Source organism: Mesorhizobium sp. WSM4312 (assembly GCF_002294875.1).
GTDB lineage: Bacteria > Pseudomonadota > Alphaproteobacteria > Rhizobiales > Rhizobiaceae > Mesorhizobium.
In genome coordinates this window covers 45537-61507 of record NZ_NSFU01000015.1, presented here as the reverse complement: position 1 = coordinate 61507, position 15971 = coordinate 45537, and the positions used below count along the sequence as shown (strand labels likewise).

The 15971-nt window shown below is 57.9% G+C and carries 15 protein-coding genes and 1 pseudogene; 4 read left to right on the top strand and 12 right to left on the bottom strand.

What is annotated here, in order from left to right; all coding sequences use genetic code 11:
* Positions 1-307: 307 nt before the first annotated feature.
* Positions 308-472: a hypothetical protein gene (locus tag CK228_RS35380; protein WP_179296032.1), complete on the bottom strand. Its 165-nt coding sequence runs from the start codon at positions 470-472 to the stop codon at positions 308-310.
* Between the two features lie 518 nt (positions 473-990).
* Entirely contained in the window at positions 991-1290 is a 300-nt protein-coding gene (locus CK228_RS24550; protein WP_095789537.1) for a DUF1236 domain-containing protein, read from the bottom strand.
* Positions 1291-2270: 980 nt separating this feature from the next.
* On the opposite strand from CK228_RS24550, the gene CK228_RS35375 reads away from it, so the two are divergent.
* Positions 2271-2510: a hypothetical protein gene (locus CK228_RS35375; RefSeq protein ID WP_142878009.1), complete on the top strand. Its 240-nt coding sequence runs from the start codon at positions 2271-2273 to the stop codon at positions 2508-2510.
* A gap of 793 nt (positions 2511-3303) precedes the next feature.
* Here CK228_RS35375 and CK228_RS24535 read toward each other — a convergent pair.
* A complete protein-coding gene (locus CK228_RS24535; protein WP_095789653.1) occupies positions 3304-4080 on the bottom strand; it encodes a class I SAM-dependent methyltransferase in 777 nt (258 codons plus the stop codon).
* A 976-nt stretch (positions 4081-5056) separates the two neighbouring features.
* Between CK228_RS24535 and CK228_RS24530 the strand changes: the two genes are divergently transcribed.
* Positions 5057-5359: a hypothetical protein gene (locus tag CK228_RS24530; RefSeq protein WP_095774535.1), complete on the top strand. Its 303-nt coding sequence runs from the start codon at positions 5057-5059 to the stop codon at positions 5357-5359.
* Positions 5360-6108: 749 nt separating this feature from the next.
* Here the strand turns inward: CK228_RS24530 and CK228_RS24525 are convergent.
* The 7 genes from CK228_RS24525 to CK228_RS24490 form a co-directional block, all read right to left on the bottom strand.
* Positions 6109-6324, bottom strand: a complete 216-nt coding sequence (locus CK228_RS24525) for a hypothetical protein (RefSeq protein WP_095789535.1) — start codon at positions 6322-6324, stop codon at positions 6109-6111.
* Positions 6325-6802: 478 nt separating this feature from the next.
* On the bottom strand, positions 6803-7135 hold the full coding sequence (locus CK228_RS24515; protein ID WP_095789534.1) for a hypothetical protein: 333 nt from the start codon (positions 7133-7135) through the stop codon (positions 6803-6805).
* 2 nt (positions 7136-7137) lie between these two features.
* Positions 7138-7497 carry a hypothetical protein gene (locus CK228_RS24510; protein ID WP_095774540.1) on the bottom strand — a complete coding sequence of 120 codons (360 nt, stop codon included), beginning with the start codon at positions 7495-7497 and terminating at the stop codon, positions 7138-7140.
* Complete coding sequence (locus CK228_RS24505; protein ID WP_095789533.1) at positions 7497-8717, bottom strand: divalent metal cation transporter; 1221 nt, start codon at positions 8715-8717, stop codon at positions 7497-7499. Before CK228_RS24505 ends, CK228_RS24510 begins: the two co-directional genes overlap by 1 nt.
* Positions 8714-9148, bottom strand: coding sequence for a hypothetical protein (locus CK228_RS24500; protein ID WP_095774542.1), 435 nt, complete (start codon positions 9146-9148; stop codon positions 8714-8716). Before CK228_RS24500 ends, CK228_RS24505 begins: the two co-directional genes overlap by 4 nt.
* 418 nt (positions 9149-9566) lie before the next feature.
* Positions 9567-9770, bottom strand: a complete 204-nt coding sequence (locus CK228_RS24495; RefSeq protein WP_095789532.1) for a hypothetical protein — start codon at positions 9768-9770, stop codon at positions 9567-9569.
* Positions 9771-10175: 405 nt separating this feature from the next.
* Positions 10176-10775, bottom strand: coding sequence for a cupin domain-containing protein (locus CK228_RS24490; RefSeq protein ID WP_095789531.1), 600 nt, complete (start codon positions 10773-10775; stop codon positions 10176-10178).
* 880 nt (positions 10776-11655) lie between these two features.
* Between CK228_RS24490 and CK228_RS24485 the strand changes: the two genes are divergently transcribed.
* Positions 11656-11946, top strand: coding sequence for a DUF982 domain-containing protein (locus CK228_RS24485; protein WP_095774545.1), 291 nt, complete (start codon positions 11656-11658; stop codon positions 11944-11946).
* A gap of 197 nt (positions 11947-12143) precedes the next feature.
* Positions 12144-12324 (top strand): annotated as a pseudogene (locus CK228_RS24480) (LysR family transcriptional regulator); the annotation flags it as partial.
* Here the strand turns inward: CK228_RS24480 and CK228_RS36460 are convergent.
* On the bottom strand, positions 12297-12431 hold the full coding sequence (locus CK228_RS36460) for a hypothetical protein (RefSeq protein WP_348628973.1): 135 nt from the start codon (positions 12429-12431) through the stop codon (positions 12297-12299). The pseudogene CK228_RS24480 and the gene CK228_RS36460 sit on opposite strands and share 28 nt — an antisense overlap.
* A gap of 1053 nt (positions 12432-13484) precedes the next feature.
* On the bottom strand, positions 13485-15890 hold the full coding sequence (locus CK228_RS24460; protein ID WP_095789651.1) for a transketolase: 2406 nt from the start codon (positions 15888-15890) through the stop codon (positions 13485-13487).
* Between the last annotated feature and the right edge of the window lie 81 nt (positions 15891-15971).

Below are 15971 nucleotides of genomic sequence, written 5' to 3'. Positions count from 1 at the left end.
GATTGGCAGCGATAATCGCCTTCGCAATGCGCAAAATATCGTCCCAGCAATCGTATCGCTTGTGAGCAGACCTGCGGCCGGCGCCAATGGGAAGAACCGCCCTGATCGTCGCGTGCGTGAGATAGAACTGCCCTGACGCGGAAGGCGAGGTCCGTGCGGCGTCCCGAAGCGCGACCAGAAGAAAAGCCGTTTTCAACGTGTCTGTGTTCGAATGGCCCGTCGGGCTCGTCCCGCCTCCGCTCGCACCGAAATCCGCATGCCCCGAACAAGGCCTATGCGGGATGAGCGGGTGGCATCCGCTTCACCTTCATCGCCGCGCGGTCTTCTTGGCGAGATCGGCATAAACTGCGGCACGTTGTCCGTCATGCTTTTCGATCAGAGCCAACATTTCCGCTCGCGTCATTTGCCCAAGCTTCATCAGAAATTCGAACTCGTGCTTTGGTACCGACGCCGCCAGGCGTTCGAGCTTCATCTTTCTGCTTTCACTTCTGCCAATCATTGTCGCCGACCATCTGGTCGCGGCTGGACAACCCCTACATTAAAACTGGATGGCAAATTTAAGTGCGTGTTCTTGAACGCAGCTGTCTTTATCGCATCCACGGGCAAGACGATCACCATTCGCGCCGTCCGTTCGGGTAAGAGTTGTTTTCCGGAGACGAAGAACATGATTGCCAGAAGACCTAGCAGCAAAACGGTGGCGAACACATTAGCGATAATCTCTCCAATTTGCACAGTGCTCTCCGGTACGGGTGGTGGTGCCACCTCATTGTCATGGCGGACATATTACCGGGGCGGGTGTCGCAGTCCGCTAGCTTGTCCGCTCAAGTTGTTGCACGGCAGCGATGAAGGGCGAAGATTCCTAGTGGATCCGGCCGGTGGGTTCCTCCATGGCGGAAGTCCCCTGTTATCCGAGCTTCGCGTACTCTTGCTTGAAGTTAAGCCTACAACGCTCCACCGCCATCGATGGCGGTGGAGCGAGGGCAATCCAGGTTAGTCATAGACCCTCACAATTTTTCGGGTGCTCGGATCCACAAGAACCGTCCGGTTGTCGATCACGACGTAGCGGTATTTGACTTTCGGAACCTCGTGGAGCTCGACCGTATCCGGCACAGGCGTGCCGACGTTGAGTTCCACGCCCGGAAGCTTGACGGAAGCCAGCGGCTGCTTCTTCACGTATTCGCGCACTACGGTATCCTGCTCAGGTGTGATGACAACATCTTCGGCGGCCACTGCGCCAACGCCAGCAAACAGGACGAGCGCCGCCGCGGCGCTGGTGAGGTGCATTCTCATCATTTTCTCCTCTTGTAATCTGACGACAGCGGGACCTTCCGCCCGCCGCTGTTCCGAACTTACCGCTAGCGGCATGGTTCCCGTGCTCAGACTTCAGTCGCATAATGAATCGGACTAAAGACCCACAGCAAAAGCATCTGTCTTGGCCCTTCCAGCTGCGCGGAACTGGAAAGGGGCGGTCAGTGTTGCCCGGAACATCAGGTTTATAGAACTGTTAGCCAAGCGCGATGGTTGCTGCGCCAAACTTTGCGGTGGCGCTCACTTTGCTAATGCCGGACTGGTTCTTGGCTGACATAGTGGATCGGCACAGCTACGTCCCTTCCTGTGCTGATAGGACCCGCGTTGCCCCCTCGCGGGCTAGCGGGTCCTCAACTTGTTACTCACCACGCATTCCTCTTATGCGGCCCACTTTAGCCACCGAGGGCCACGAAAACTGGGAAGCCTCGCGGGGCAAGTATTTCGCGCTTTGGCTGTCAAGGCGGTATCCACAAATCCATCCCAGAAGAAGAACAGAGCCGCACCGAACGCAACCATATAGGTCGTGAGGGGTAAAAAGGCGGGAAAAAGTCGCTGTGGTAGGCTGGCTGCGAATTAGAGTGTTGGCAATTTCATTGTGCAATAGGTCATCTTTGGCTCTTACTCCCCCGATGACTGGAGTTTTGTTCGCTTCAGTCGCCTCCGCTCGCTCTAAATAGCTGGCCGCCATTGGCAGCCGCTGCCGGGATCAGCCGCGGCTGGAGCCGTCGGCCCTGATGTTCCCCTCCAATTTCGATTAATAACGGTCGCGCAAACGGTCCACGCATTTGCGTGCCCCTGCAGGGCTAAGGTCCGGGGGCTACCCGACTGAAGTCCCTGCCCCGCAACCGAGGCCTATCAAGCACGTTACGACCGCACCCTTTGGCGCCGCCCGTGGGCGGACCGCTTTGTTGTCCATGCGACTTGGAGGTGACGTTGTGAGATACCTAGAAGCGAGGCAGGCCGTGACCTTTGTCGAACGGCCAACAGTCCATGACGGTGCAAATCAAGCCGCCGCAAATGACAACAATACCCCTGCTCCTGATACCTCGTCAGCGCTTGACCTCCTCCTTTCTGCGGAGGACGACAATATTGAGGACCTCGTCAGACGAACGGAGAGACTGGGCCTTTTCGCTGTCGTAGTGATGGCAATTGGACTCTTCTTCGTGCCGGCACTGTTGGTTGCGTTGAGCATGGGGAAATAGCGCGGACAAGAACCGGAAGAATTACTTCCTTCATTCGCCTCAATAGGCGGTCACGAGCGAGCCAAGGCGGCAGGGACCATGCGGGTGGCGCCGAGGCCCAGGCCTTACCTCGGCACTCGCTTCTTGCCGGTCATTGAGCAGCTTGCTGACCGCACTTCGGTGGGCTCACGTAGCCGATGGCTGCGTAAAGACATCATCGACATTCTGGACCACATTAGAAGGCCCGCCACTGAGGAAGCAGTGACGGGCTCTTTTTGATGGCAGCTCGGTTGACGGGACATTACCGAGCGACACCCGACCGAACTGCACGTTAACGTCGCGCGATCAGCGGGCAGAGCTGGTGCAGGTCCCGGTCATAAGCGCCCGCGTTGCTCAGAACGTCGACGCAACGCTTCTTCATTCGCGCCACCTGAGTGTCGGACATCCGGGCCACCTTGCCGGTCAGACTTGGTCCGCTCAGACTCGGATAGCTGGGGTTCGGCGCGTTGACGAGGTTCGAAGGACTGGGATGAATGCGCTGCTAGCCAGAACCCTGGCGAAAGTTGTCACGAATGACTTCATGATACTCTCCTGTTTGCGTTGCCTCACCCCCAATATTGCTGTGCCATTTCGTTGGCGAACTGGCTTCCGATTTGCCAAAACCAGCCAGAAGATTTTCCACAAATAAGGGTGCATGCTCGCCGCAGCGGCCGCCTTTGGGCTTCAACCCAAGCGAAGGATCTTATGCGTCTCGGACTTGCCGATTTCGATCGGCTGTAGACAACGCCTCGCCCCGAGGGAAGCCGATCTGCGACTATCGCTTTCTGGCGACCACCAAGAAATTCTGAGCAAAGCGTGCTGGCACACCGGCTCTCCTGCATATCGCCTCAACAGGCCCGACCAACATTTCGCAAAGCCTTGGTAGCAGCCACCCCGGCCGCGGCAAAAACCCATAGCCGATGACCCGTTCGACAACAAACCCGTTGGCAACGAGCATCTGGCGAAATGCGTGGATGCTCAACGTACTGCGCACGACGCGCCCCCGAATTCGGTTCAGAAAGCGGCAGACCAGCCCCATTGGCGAGGCTGCGTTCATGTGGATGTTCGACACCAGCAACCCGCCGTCGTTCAAATGCTCATGAATGGCCGACAGTGCATCCCGCTTAAGAGTGTCTTCGGCGTTCAGGAAGAATCGAAAAGCCGTAACCACGTCGAATCTTCTGGAAAGGGGGGCCACCGTCAGATCGGCTTTCACCAGCTTGACGTTGCCCGGAACCCGCGCGCAAGCAAGCATGGATTGAGAGACGTCGACGCCAACGACCTCACCAAACAACGGTCCTGCAACAGTTGTAACGCGGCCCGTGCCGCACGCGAAGTCGAGGCAGCTGCGGCCCGGCCCGCCAAGAGGCCTGAGAATGCTTTCGACCAGCGGGCGTTCGATCCGCGACCACAAGGCAGCATAGTAGCCCGAACGGAAGGTTTTGGCGTAATCGGCGCCGTAGCCTGGGGTCTTATGGCTCGATCGGTAATTGCTATAAGCGCTCCCCTCGAATGACCGCTCGGTCATTACATCACCATCAGAATCGCCCATCACAGCAACCTCCATTCTGGGCTTGCCAATAGATTTCACTCGTCCTGATCGATCCTCATGCGTTCACACGACGCAAGCCTTACAAATAGTTATAGAAGGGGCCAGAATTCCGATTATGCCGAGAGGCGGGGGTCAATTCAGGCCGCCCGCATCTCGCCTCCGCTAATCCTGTTTTTCTGTCTTTGCTGGGCCGGCGTCACAAGTGCGCATAGGAGCTGGCCGCTGTACCACGCCGACCACTTTTATGCCTTTGCGACTTGCGGGCAGAAAGTCGAAAGGTGCGATTTCCGCCGGGTGATGCATGAAGCCTTCCCCTGAGGGGCCGTGAGCCCCCGCTAAGGCAAAAATGCTCGACCCCCGATGGAGCTCGCATCATTGGAACGGCGAGGCGGAAGTAGGCAGCGAGCATCCCGACGCATAGTCGCGTCAAGATGCCAGGCCCCCGACTTAGGATCGAACTAGATATAGCTACCTTGCCGCCGCAATTTCCCGCTCTTGAATCAGGGCATTGTACGGGGCAGCATCAAGGTGGCGACGAGGTGGCAATCATGGCCACCATCATCAAGCGCGTCACCGACGGCATTTGGTCAGCGGCAGCTGCTGAAGAGCCGGCGGCCTTTAGTCATACAAGTGGTAGAGACCGAAGCCCGCCACCTTTCGATAGCCGGCAATTCACACGGAGTAGTCCGAAGTGGGCCCGCCTCAATGGCGGGAGAAGCGGGCTCGGCCAAGGATGCGGGTTCTTGGCCAGCAGCGGAATGCTGCCGTCACAGGAACAAGCCGTTGAATATCGGGTTCCGCTTATACGCGAAAAAGGGCCCGCTGTCCGTTTGTATGCCGCCTCAACCTGCCGTGGATGACGCTGCGCGCGCTTAAGGAAGCCGCCGAGGTTGTTGACATCTGCTCGATGAAAGGCGTAGGTGCGCAGCTCGCCCCCCGCGTCCAGGGTGCAGTTTTTTGCCGATAGAGGTACCAAATGGACGACAAATATACTAATGCTCGTGAACACTTCTTCGCCGCGATCCGCGCGCTAGCAGCCTCCTCGGAAAGCATTCAAACGAGAGTGATCGAAGCGAACGTAAACGTTCTGAATGTCACGATCGACGAATTCGACGGCGACCCCGAACTCAAAATCAAATTTGCAAAATTGCTTGACCTTCTGGCTATCGATCAAGACGATTTGGAGACGGTCGCTGTTGAGAACGCGGCGCACATGTCGGACTTCGAGGCCGTGAAAGTCGCTGATCTGATCTGCGATTTCTACTACGAGATCACCTGACCGAGGTGGCTGGTGGCCGCGCAGCACGCGGCCAAATCGCCGACTTCCCCATAGTTGCCAGTAATCGTTCTGCGAAGCCGCTGATCCAGAACGTACTGTGTGGCGGAACCCCGGCTGCGGGCCAGTTTGGGCAGCGCTGCCGGAGCGGGAAAGTACGCGGTAAGAAATCTGAACAGTGTTCCATTCCACGTGGCTTAGCGGGACGTTGAAACTCGACTAAAAAAGCCCGCTGTTCCGTGGAGAGCAGCGGGCAGTTTCAGGAAGCGTGCTGGGATCAACCAGCAAAGGTCAACGAGCGACGCAAGGGTTGGTTGCTGTGCCCGCGACACAGTTAACCAAGCTCATGCTTCACAGCTTGGATGACATAGATCGTGCGGCAAGACATCGCCGGGGGCTGACAAATGGTGTTCGGGATTGTCGCTGTCATTGTCGTTGTACTGGTACCGGCGCTCTCGCCGCAGCTCTAAACTAGGTCAGCGCCAAAATGGGTATCGGGGGAAAGGTCGTTGTATTGTGGATCCCGACAAGCCCCCCGGTCAGCGCGAACGTTCCAATCCGTCGGCCGAACATATGACATCGCGACCAGCGGAGCGACGGCCAGGATAACCAAGCCAAGATCTACGCCACCCCAGAACCCATGCGGTTGCCATACGATCGCCACGCAAGAACCGCCGCATCTGTGTCGCGTGCCACGTCCCTTTTACTGGCGATACGGGTTTTGTTGACCATTGGTCGCCCAGCCGGCCCGACTATTCCGAGCCTTTGACAATACCCGGCTCTACAGTCGGCCCAGAACGCGGGGTCCGGGTTTCTTCGGCGATAACCAGAAGCGCCTCCAATGTGACGGCGATACCGGACATCAGCGCGGAAATGTCAGTGTTTCCACCGGGCAACGCAAGTTCTTCCGCCCTGGTCTGCATGCTGGCGCTCAGTTCCTGGAGTTTCAGGCGCAGGTCGTCGTCCATGGTCACTCTCCGGTTTCAGGCCCGCAGAGGAACGCGCCCATAGACAACCAGTTCCGCGTTTTCAGCTATTCGAACCCGGGTATCTCCAACGCTGACGCTTGAGCCTGAAAAAGGTCCAACCGGTGAGCAGAAGATGCCCAGAGGCATGCTCCGTAGGCCATCGCGAAGGAGATCAGAAGAGCGGTCGCGATAGGTAGACGGTGCATGGCCGGGCTTGTCCTCTTTGTTGCTGACCCGCCCACAACCTTCTGCAACCTGATCGGTTCGCCATAAAGTGTTTACCGCAATGAGATGGTTAAAGAACTGTTTCGAACGCGGTCGCCCGAGTGCTAGCTCGCCCACTCCGTACGCCCGTTCCGTGGCTATCTGCAGGGTTACCTTCGTAGCCATGTGACGCGACTCCTCTTCGCAGCCTCAGAGCCCTATGGTATCGGGGCGATGACATCATCTCGACAGCGCCTGGCCCCAGACTGTGGCCTCAGCGTTTGACTGAAGCGCTGGATTGAATCGCTGCGAGCTCCTGCTGTGAGCAGCAAACGGTCGGCCGTGTCGGGTCGGAAATGTCGAGTTTGTCCCAAGGAATTCGATAAATGCCCTTGCGGTGCCGCATCCGAACGAGGTCGAGGATGGCCGTGCCGATTGACGAGGCTGACAGGCGCTCGAACGCCGCGAAAATACCGACATGGTATTCGGTGACGATCAATTCGTCGCCATGTTCCTCGGCGACGATCTCTTCCAGATGACCGATACAATGACCCTCCCTTGAAAGTACGCGCCGGCCAGCCAGTTGGTCGAGATTTACGGTATGCATCGTCAAGCTCCCGGAATCTTGCCGATGATGTGGTCGCGAAGCCAGACCTGCCAGTCAAAGATGGCAGTCTTGCGCACATCAATATCGAACTCGATATGGAGGCCGATGTCGCGAGCCTTGCTCCATGCTACCCGATGAGGCTTGGCGTGCCGTTTGCCGCCCAGCTTGGCGGCCAGAATGGCCATCCAGCGTCCGGGAAGCAGTCCCAAGCGGCGCGCCAGCGCAATCGAGCCGATTTCGACGGCAATGACCCTTGGGGGCTTGCCTTGTCTCAGCTGGGCTACCATCCCGTCCACCTTGCCGATCTTGACCTGATTTCCATCGACAATCTGCTTGTCCAAAACATCTCGTATAAGATGCATCAACTGCCTCCCAATATCTGAAGCGGGATGGTGACAACCGCGAGGATGAAGCCAAGCGCAACAACAAACAGCACTGCCGCGTTGGAGATAACGCCGTTGCGATGCTGGCCCATGTAAGACTTGTCATTGAGCAAGAAGAGAAATGGCACGACCGTCAGCGGCAAACTGGCGGCCGTCAGGGCCATTGAAAAGATGGTGAGCTTGAGCGGATCAAGGCCGAGTGCGATCGGAATAGCGGCCGCTAAGATCGTCACGCTATAGACCATGGTGAAGCCTGGATCCTCACGAGGCTTCCGGTCCTCACCCCAATTCCACCCAAACCCCTGCGCGACGAGGTATGCCTGCTGAAGGGCGATTTCGGCGGTGGCGCCGAAGCAGGCGATGCCGAGCGAGGCCACGAACAGCACAAAGCCCCAGAAACCGAACACCGGAGTCAGCATCAACGGCAATTGATGGTAATCGTCCACCTGGGTGATGCCGTTCGCTCCAAGCACCAACGCAGCGACGATAAGCACGCCCACGGAAATGGTCCCGCCGAAACTCATGCCGAGCCCGGCTATGGCGCGATTGGTGCCGAGATAGGTCTTGTCCCACTTATCCTCGATCGCTCCGGCGGAATAAAACATAAAGAGATATGGTGAGATCGAAGCACCAAGAATGCTTACCGCCATGAACCAGTAAGTGGCCGTGTCGTGATGCGGCAAGGAGGGCACCGAACTGACGGCGACCCGCGTCCAGTCAGGCTTGAGGATAACCGCCGCTGCCACGAAGCAGAGCGTCACAAGGCCCAAAAGCGAAACGCCTTTCTCAATCAGGCCGAAAGTGCCTTTCCACAGCAAGAGCCACGCAACGAAGGCTACCGGCAGGGCCCACAATTGGAATCCTATCCCGGTGGCGAGTTCGGCAGCAATGCAGACCCCGCCGATCTCAGCAGACAGCACCAGGAAATTGACCAGAAACGTGCTGACCAAAGGCCAAAGGAACGCATTGAAGCCGAAGCGCTCGCGAATGCCGTCCGCTATCGTGTGCTTGCTGACGGCTGCGAAACGGCCGGCCATCTCCACAAGGAAAATAATGCAGATAGTGCCGAGGAGAATGGCCCAGATCAGCTGAAATTGGAACAATGCACCGGCCTGGGCTGCTGTTGCCAACGATCCGACCTCAAGGAAGCCGCCAACGCTGGTGACGACGCCGAGTGAGATTTCCAGCATTTTTTTCATGGATTTGTCGCTTGATCTGCCGGATTTGCCACCACCAACTTAGCAACGGCATTCCGAAAATCCTGACGGGCTTGCTCCACTTGCCCTTGGTTGCCGCTCTTGATGGCGTCTTCGGCCCGCCCGGCAGCGGCCGTAAGCTGCCGGGCCAATTGCTTGGAGGAGTCCGAAACGTCCGTCCTTTGCAGTTGGCGATCGAGATCAGCTAGCGTCTGCGCCAAAGACCGCAACGTGGCTTCCGCATAGTGGGAAGGCACGGCGCCGGCGATCCAATTGTCGATCACCATGATTGCTGAATTCGCGGCGGACTTCGAGGTCTGCGCCTGCTGTCCTGCAGCGTTGGATGAAGAGCAGGCAGCCAGACAGGCGAGCATCACTGCGCCCGGCAGAAGGCACAGTGTGATGTTGACGAACGATGCTGCGATGCGTGCCATTGGACGCGTAAAGCATTGCGCTTGAAAAGGTTCCGCAAAGCGATTTGGCTCTTACTCGCGTGACGGCTACGAGGGTTGCCAGCAAATGCTGCTGCTTAAATTTGCTGTTCTACCGTGATACGTTTGACCTTAGATGCCGTGCGGATCGTATTCCTTAGTCACGCAATGGGATCGTTCCTCCTCGAGATTTCCGGCTTCGTTGACCCATAGGTTTGAAAAGGTCCGACCCAAAACTCTGCACATACCCGATTGGCTTTTCCACCGCTACCACTGGAAAGGTTATCTATCCACGCGCCCGCGCGCAGCTTCGTCACCGATGAAAGAGCAGCACCATTTAGCCGAGTGGATCTGGATCCCTGGCGTTTTGACCTTTTCGGCGTTAGGGATTTTTCAGCAGCGACGTCTAAGCCTGAAACTGCTAACTCGCCCACTCCGTCCGCCATTTCAGGTCGATGCCCTGGGTCAGGACCTCGGCTTCGTAACCGTGTGAGGCGGCGGCTTTCGCAGCCTTGATGGCGGCCAACACGGCATCGCCGTTGGAATGGTATGGGTATTCCTTCCCGTCGTAACGGATCTTCCAGCGGTCCCCTTCTTTGAAAACATAATACTTCGCAGCCGCCATAGGTACTCCCAGCGAAGAAGCTTGAAACCTTGCTCATGCAGCAAAGCATGACGGTAACCTCTCTACAAGCCGGCAGCCGCCCTGACCGGAGGAGAGCGTCGATGCCCGCGCCAAAAGAAATCAATTCTGGAAAGCGCGCAGCTGTCATGGACGCGGCCGAATATTCATCAATGAGGAAAGGCTCTGGGCTGCTTGCTGCGCATATCTCGAAAAAGTCGACGCCAAACGAAGTTGCACGCCCCGACCATTTCGGACTTTGCATCGTCCTCGACATTGAACGAATAATCTGGGCCGAGTACATCAAGCGCGAACATCATCGCGCGAAACACTCATACTCGCGGACCCGTGCTTGCCCGTTGCGGTCGTTCACAGCCATTCAAGACATGTTTTCCCTGGTCCGAGACCTTAGCGCTTCCAACTCGTCATCAGGGAACCCTTGCTTCCGTATAGGGGGTCTTTACGAGGACGGCCAACGGTTGGGATGGTCGCGACCGCATCATCGTGCTGATCCTTGGTGGTACATTCGTCGTAAGCGCCGAACCGGGGATATGCGCCTACCACCAAAAAATCATCGGATGAAGCGAGACATTGGTGCCCGGTCCCTGCCGGGAGAATCGCCACGTCGCCGGCCGTCACCGTCAGCGTCCGCCCCTTCTTACCGCCAAACCGGACCTTGGCCGTCCCGCGCGCAACCCCTAGGACCTCGTGTATTTGCGAATGGTAGTGGACGTAGTCATAGATGCCATTTCGCCAGCTATGGTCCCAACCGTTTGTTTTGAAAATCACCTCCATGACGGCGGCCGGATCAAGCCTCTCCGGCAGCTTCACCGCACCGCGATAAATAACAAGCGGCCAGGACGGATGATTGGGCACCAGCCCGTCGTCAACAAACCGGAACTCGTTCGATTTTCGCTGCCTCACGAAGGCGGCGACTTCGTCTTTGCTCGGTGTCGCGAAACCGGTGATGGACTCGATCGCCTTTTTGGTGGTTTGCAGGATGCTCATCAATGCGGTCTCCACCGGATAGATGCAAAAGCCTTTCAGTTTAACATGCTTCAAGGTCCACCGGTTCCGCCTGCTTGGCAGGCCTGGCTCCAGTTGCCATGCAGGATAAGTGCGAAATCTGGTGGATTTCCCGACAAAAACTTTTTGCGGTCGGCATGTTCAGCCCAGACGTCGCGTGCCGCTTAACGTCCGATGACCTGGCGAATAATCTGGTCGTCGGGATCGAAGTCCCCCAAATCCTCGAACGTGACTTCGGAGCGCTGCCCAATGCACTTCAGGCAGGTTTAGAGCTCGAACCGATGTCCGATGGGTCCGGTAGGGTTCCATTGTACGTTTTTTACCAACGAGTTGCCTGCCATTCGGGGTGTTGTAGATTTCGAGGGCGGCAACCCCTCAAGAAGCCGCGGTGGCCGACGTGGACTGAGGCAAGCTTCACCGGCATTCCTCTCCCGCGTCGGTCATTCGGGCTCGATTGCGAAGGCAACCTGCGCGGTGGTCTTGCGGTCCTGCCCGTCGTCAGGCGCGCAGGACCGCTTTTTTTTCGACAACGGGTGCGCCATTGCCTCGCCCGATCAATGCGTTAAGCCGCCTCTGAGGACACCGCTGAGTTGCCGTCATAATGCCGGCATGGTTACGGACGTTCATGCCGCCCGCCGGTGAATTTCAACCCATGCCTTCCAGCTGCTTCCTCGATCGAAAGCGCGCGCATCTGCGACAAAAGATCGAAGTTTAACCTAAACGGCGACCGTCATTGCTGGTTCCTTGAAGCTGGAAATCGAGCATCCAATATCTTGCGGATGGCGCCGCGAGCGAACCCGACCCATTCTGGGTGTTGGCTTTCTCGCCGCTGCCGCGATGGCAAAATTAAGTGGAGGAACGTATGGCAGACATTTTTGAACCGCCGCTGCTGGTCGACGACACATCTTTCGGCAAGAGGTCGATCCGTGATGCGATGGACGCGATCGAGTTCCTCGAAGAGTGGCCTTTTGAAAAGCGGAGCAAGTTGCATGCATGCGCTTGCGAGGCCTGCTGCGCCGCATATGATGGCCGCTGTGAGGCCAAAGCGGCTCGGGAAGCCTTCATTGCGTGGGCACGCTGGGCGGGCATAATCGCCAGTGGAGCGGCGATGTTCGAAGGTAAGGAACGGGCAGGCGTCGTCGAATTGCTCTGAGGAAGCCTTCGCCGTCGAAAAGCAATTCCTATTTTGGCGTCGGCTGGGTATCCGGCTGCTGCACATGGCCTTTAGCGGTGATCTCTTTCGATGCCGATAGGTGAGGCTCTGCTTCAAACATGGCGCCGCGGTCTCAAGCCTGTGGACGGATCTAGCACCGTCGATGCAACGCGCTAGTGCCGGCCCAGAATTTGCAACTCAATCTTCACGGCCTGAAGGGGGGAGTTGTTCAGCGGCGTCTACATATCTCGCGATCGACTAGCCGCGTTGCGTGCGGGCACGCCTGATCCCATCCGGTGGATCGTCATAGACAATCATGGAATTCCGGACTGGGCGCGCGAGGGAGAAGTTCACACCACCGGAGCTCCGTTCAGGACTCGCCTGCCCCAAGAAGCCAGCGTGTACCGGCGATCCACGCAGGGTTGGCCGTTCAAGTCGCAAACGAGAGTCGCTACGAAGAAGGCTATCGGAAATGAAATCAGCATTGGGTGGATCGGATGGCTGCAATGCTTACCGTGCTACGCGGATTGCTGGTCATGCGACGTCTCCACAGCATGGCACACGCCATGCAAACCGGTTGCATGATCCAAAGTGCGTGCAGCCTAAACCGAACCTGGCGGCGGTGGTGCCCACTGGACTGCTGCTGTCGTTGATCGTGGTGCTCATCCTTCTGTTCACCGGTTGGATGGCTTGGGAAATGGTTACCCGAGCGTCGCGTAGGTGTCGCTGACGACGGCTCAGGTGAGGTGCACTGATCGGCCAGCGCCACCGCGATCTCGAGACACTCAATCGTGGCGGCGCAGAGTAGCGCCGAAGAGCCTTCGCCTTGGCGAAATACCAAGTTCTTCAAAGCCGGGTATCTGTTGCGATGACATGTTGTCGATCTGAATCAGTTCCACTTGATTCGGTGTGACGGATGAACTCGCAAGCATTTGCGCCGTCGATACCAATACGTGCCAAGCAGCAAATGGCACTGGAACGAGAATGGGTGTAAGGCCGGCTGGGTGTGCAACGGTTCTGAGAAGTTCCTTATAGAAGTAGACGCCAGGACCGCCGCATTGATCGCACGCGTTTCCGACTCTGCAACGCTCCTACGGTCGCCTCTGCCACATCGTCCACATAAGCCGGTCGCAATCTTGGGCCGTGACCGAACATCGGATAGCAGTGTGCGCGAAGGCAAGCAGCTTGTTTTCGAGAAGCTTCAGAAGAATGCTGCCGACGACCGCAGCTTTTCTGAACCTGCTCAAAGCTCCAGAAAATCGTGGGCAATTGTGTTCCGCTCCTCGTCACGGAAGCCGGCCCTGAGATGCTGCAGGTTGAATGGGCTCGCGCGCAGCAGGCTCTCGAGGCCGCCAACGTGCTGGAAGATGTCAACGAGAAGCGACGGCGCTTGGCGGCGCGACAGAACCTTCCGTAGGCCACTTGGGGGTCCGCTGCTTTGAGCTTGCGCAAATATCGGCTATTCATTGGACCTTGAAGGTAAATCCGTGTTCCGCCACCAGACAGATCATGGATGTGTTGGGTCACGATGAAATCGATCACGCGGGCGGAAAGCAGTCGACGCGCACATGCCTGATTGGCCTGCCACCGGAGATCGCCTCTGCCGCGCGCGCTATTCCCTGAGCATCGATGCCATAGTGCCGATAAAGATGGGCGATAGTGCCGGTCTGCCCGAAATGCTCAACGCCAAGCGGTCGAACGCGGTGACCCGCGACAGATCCCATCCAAGCAAGTGTCACCGGATGACCGTCAACGACTGTGATCAGCGTGCAGTTCGTAGGCACCTGGTCCAAGAGTCTCTCGACATGGCTTCTTGCGTGAATAACGCCACGTTCTCGCGCAAGTAGGGCCGCGGTCCAGCCGGCGTTGAGCCGGTCGGCCGAGGTGACAGCAAGCAGCCCGACATCTCGCCTGTCCTCGCCCATCAAGCCAACTGCCTCAATGGCTTCGGGAGCAACGGCCCCGGTGTAAATCACCACGACTTCCGAGTTCGGACCAGGCTCGCGCATCCAGTAGCCGCCGTTGACGATATGCCGGGAAAGCTCCGGCCCGATCTCGCGGCTCGGCTGTTCGATCGAGCGCGTAGACAGCCTGCAATAGACAGAGCCGCCAACGGCGTCCCGTAGCCAGGTGGTTTCATCGGGCTCGGCATCTCCCGAGCGCTGAACATAGTCAAACGAGAACCGCATGATCGTCGCCAGCTCGTCGACGAAGGCGGGCTCGAAAGTGGCCAGACCATCCTGCGCCATACCGATGAGCGGCGTTGCTATCGACTGGTGGGCGCCGCCTTCCGGCGCCAGCGTCACGCCTGAGGGTGTCGCGGCCACGATGAAGCGAGCGTCCTGGTAGCAGGCGTAGTTCAACGCATCGAGCCCGCGCTCGATGAATGGGTCATAGAGCGTTCCAACCGGCAACAGACGTTCGCCGAAGACCGAGTGTGAAAGGCCGAGCGCCGAAAGCAGGATGAAGAGATTCATTTCGGCAATGCCGAGTTCGATGTGTTGTCCCTTGGGTGAGAAATCCCAGTTGAAAGTCGATGGAATTCGTTCCTTGCGAAAGAGATCGGCCATCTCGTTGCGCGCAAACAGCCCACGGCGGTTTACCCAGGCGCCAAGATTGGTCGAGACGGTGACGTCCGGCGACGTCGTAACGATGCGCCTCGCGAATTCGTCCTCCCGCTTGCTGATCTCATGCATCAGCAAGCCGAAACCCTGCTGGGTCGACATTTGCGGTTGCAGAGGCACATTTAGGACGGCAGGCACATCGATATGGACCGATGTGTAGCGTCTTCTGCCTTTGGCATTGAAGGGGGCGTTGCGGACAAAATCAGAGATATCCGACACTTGCGAAAGACCTTCGTAAGGTTCCCACTCCCTGCCCGCCCTGACGCCGTGTGCAGCGCGCAACTCGTCAATCTGGGCCTTGGTCATCAGCCCGGCATGATTGTCCTTGTGGCCGGCCAGCGGCAAACCAAAGCCCTTGACGGTGTAGGCGATGAAGCAAACCGGTCGATCATGCGTGCGCGCGTTGGCGAAGGCCTCGACCAGTGTCGGCAAGTCGTGACCACCTAGATTGGTCATCAGCCGAGCCAACTCTTCGTCGCTGCGGCTCTCTATGAGCTTGGATACCGCACCCTGGTCGCCGATATCGTCAAGCAGGCGTTTTCGCCACGCCGCGCCGCCTTGATACGTCAGCGCGGAATAGAGCTGGTTAGGACAATGATCCAGCCATTGTTTGAGCGTCGCGCCGCCCGCCTCTGAGAAAGCCGCTTCCAGCAAGTGGCCGTATTTGACCAGGACCACGTCCCAGCCGAAGTTCCTGAACAGCGACTCGAACCGTTCCCACAGGCCTTCGCGCACGACCGCGTCGAGGCTTTGCCGGTTGTAGTCCACGATCCACCATGTGTTGCGAAGGCCATGCTTCCACCCCTCCAGAAGCGCCTCGAAGATATTGCCCTCGTCCATCTCGGCGTCGCCGATCAGGGCGACCATCTTTCCAACCGGCAGTTGCGCGCCCAATCCCTTGGCGTGAAGATAATCCTGCACAATCGACGCAAACAGCGTCTGGGCAACGCCCAGGCCAACGGAACCGGTCGAGAAGTCGACGTCGTCGGCATCCTTTGTCCGCGAGGGATAGGATTGGGCCCCTTTGTAGCCGCGAAAATTCTCCAGCTTTTCGCGGCTCTGATTGCCGAAAAGATACTGGATGGCGTGAAACACCGGACTGGCGTGCGGCTTGACCGCAACCCTGTCCTGCGGCCGAAGAACCGCGAAGTAGAGAACCGTCATAATCGTCGCCAGCGAAGCGGACGATGACTGGTGGCCGCCGACCTTCAGCCCGTCTTCGTTGGGCCGGATGTGATTGGCGTTGTGGATCATCCAGGTGGAGAGCCACAGCACCTTTTTCTCCAGCGCCGCCAGCAATTTGAGCTGTTGTGTGTCCATCTTCGCCGCCCTCATTTGACGGACCCGACCATAGACCACCACCAAAAGCGATTTTGGCCAATTTGCGCTGTAAAATGCCAC